At 70.3% G+C, this 2,412-nt stretch carries 1 pseudogene; it reads left to right on the forward strand.

What is annotated here, in order from left to right:
• Positions 1–2,227: pseudogene (locus AC27KI_RS22905) on the forward strand (hypothetical protein); the annotation flags it as partial.
• Positions 2,228–2,412 lie beyond the last annotated feature (185 nt).

Here is a 2,412-nt window from a genome sequence, read left to right on the forward strand (position 1 = left end):
GGTGCTGGACAACGCCCTGCTCGAAGGCATCCGGGCGCAATGCGATGCCGCGCGGCGCGATGCAGCGCGAAAAGCCGACCGCCGTGGCGGCGAGATCACCACCGCCACGGAATCGCCCGCGATGCGCTTCGCATGGGAGCAGCTGCGCGCCCAGCCGCACACCGGCGTGCAAGCCCTCGCCCTGCTGCAGCACGCCTTGCTGAGCGAGCCGCTGCAAGAGGCGAACAATGGCCCCGCCACGCCATCGGTCGGCACCGATGGAGAACACGTGCACGCCCAGGGCAGTGCCTTCCACGTGGCCCTGTACAAGGCCCTCAACCTGCTGCACGACGGGGACCCGGCCAACGCCACCAACAGCCGGGCGCTGTTCAACCTGCTGCGCGATGTGGCCCAGCACCTCGAATGGCGCGACCGGATGAAGCTGCTGGGCCAGAAGACCTACGGTGTCAACCTCGGCCCGCTGTCGGCGGCCGCGGCGATCACGAGCGCCGTGGGCCTGGGCGTCAAGCTCATCGGCGGCGTGCAGCACAACGAGGACCGCATCCTGGAGCTGTACCGGGGCCGCACCGGCATGTACCTGCAGATCACGTCCCAGTCCACCAACCAGGTACAGGCCGGTGCCGGGGTGAACACCGGCTACTCGGTCGCGATGGACACCGACCAGGCCAGCTTCGGGGTGACCGGCGGGGCCGACTGGCGCTGGCGCGGCGAGCGGAGCGTGGAAAACGGCGTGCAGATGCGCATGCCCCGGCTGACCAAGAACCGCGAGCCCCAGCTGGACGCGCAGTTCATCGACGCGCTGGAGCATCTGTTCGACATGGCGGCCCCCACCGGGGATGGGCAGCCGGCCCGCCGGGACTGGATGCGGGAGCTGCTGGCCCACCATCCCGAGCTGAGCATGGGGATCATCGACGACGCGCAGCGCAGCAGCATGGGCACCGAGACCAACGTGTCGCTCAGCGCGGGCGTGCGGGTGGGCGAGGTGGCGGGCAAGGGGCGGCGGGCCGGCGTGTCAGCGGGCGTGGGCGTCAAATCCCGGCAGGACAACGGCCAGACCCGCACCACGGTGGCCGGCTACATGACCACCATCTACCGCGATGCCACGGCCCAGATGAAGGTGGAGGTGTCGGGCCGCGCCACGCTGGGGGTGCAGTTCGCGGAATCCGTGCAGGACGATCCGAAGAACGGCCCGCGCCAGAAGGCCAGCGGCAGCCTGGGGCTGCTGGATGCCAGCTACGGCCGGGAGCTGGTCTCCAAGGCCGTGACCCACTTTTGCACGCTGTTCGTGTTCGACGACGAGATCGACCCGATGCGCAGCGACCGCGCCACCGATGTCTCGGAGTTCGACGTGTTCCAGCAGCTCGTGCGCGACGAGTGGGACAGCTGGTCCGCCTACGGGGTGGGCAAGCTGGGCGCTGCGGTGGAGGACGACTTGAAGCATGCCGCGTCCGAGCTGCAGCTCGAACATTTCATGGAGCAGACCCGGGCGTTCGCACAGGGCAACGGCCTGGCGGCCATGTTCGCCGACAAGGCGATGAAGGCGCCCGCCGCCCCCGCGCTGGACATGTTCCGCGCGCTCGCCCGCATGGATGGCGAAGCTGCCAAGGCGCAGTTCGAGGCGGCCTGCGCGGGATACGAAAGCGCAGCCACGGAATTCGAGGCGGCCGGCATGGACCTGCGCTCCACCCGCGCGCATCTGAAGCAGGCACGCAAGGCGCTGGAGGCGGACCAGACGGCCGCCGCCGCGGAGCACCTGGAGCAGGCCGCAGCACGCATGCAGCGCAAGGCGATGGGCAAGACCGGCCGGTCGCCGGTGATGGCGCGCCGAAGGGACGAGGGAGTGGAGCATATGAAGCGCGCTGCGCTGTGCCGGGAGCAGGGAGCCACGCGCCTGCGGGAGGCCCAGGTGCATGCGCAGGGCTTCGACGACCTCGTGGTGAGGGACGAACTGTGGGAGCCCACCCTGCTGCTGCTGCGCGAAAAAGCCAAGATCCTGCGCGAGCGCGGCCTGGACTTCTTCCTGAAGCGACAGAACAACCGGGGTGCCGAGGCCATGCGCACCGTGGCGCAGTGGATCTTGTACGAGCCCGTGCTCCGCGCGGACCCCGGCCATGAGGTGGAGCCGGCCGGGCAATGGAAGGCCACGGCGGCTACGCCTGCGCAAGCGCGCCTGCCCACCGTGCCCGAAGGCGACGAGGAAGGCGAGATCCAGGCCCACCGGGACTGAGCGCGTTCCCGGGCAGCGCCCTCGGCCGCCCTCAGGCGCTGCGTTCGGCCACGGGCTGCGCGTCAGGCGCCTTCGTGTTCATGCTTTGCAGCACCTGGTCCGCATCGCTCCGCAGCTCCTCGGCCAGCCCCACCGCTAGGCCCAGGCGGCGCAGCAGCCACGGGCCGAGCTGGGCATCGAACGGG

It is taken from the genome of Acidovorax sp. KPB24-03, from assembly GCF_057546605.1.